The 325-nt window shown below is 64.6% G+C and carries 1 protein-coding gene; it reads right to left on the reverse strand.

Going from position 1 to position 325, the window contains the following annotated elements; all coding sequences use genetic code 11:
• On the reverse strand, positions 1–325 hold a 325-nt coding region (locus tag E1297_RS00415; RefSeq protein ID WP_155132566.1), incomplete at both ends, for an AMP-binding protein.

Below are 325 nucleotides of genomic sequence, written 5' to 3' on the forward strand. Positions count from 1 at the left end.
CAGTACATGGACCTCTTGCCGGTCGGCTTCCCTGATACTCTCCGGCGCACGGCCAAGCGCCGCCCCCAGCCGGGCATCACTAATCTCTTCGGGAACCAAATAGGCAATGAGACGGGTGTTCGCGCTCCCGGTGCCGCCATTCTCCTTCCGCGCCACCACGACAGCTTGGGCAATACCCGCCTGCCGAACCAGAACCGCCTCGATCTCGCCAGGCTCCACCCGCATACCCCGGATCTTCACCTGGGCATCGATCCGGCCACGAAATTCCAGCGTGCCATCTGCCCGCCAGCGCGCCAGATCACCGGTCCGGTAAAGCCTTGCACCC

It is taken from the genome of Roseibium sp. RKSG952 (assembly GCF_009711355.1).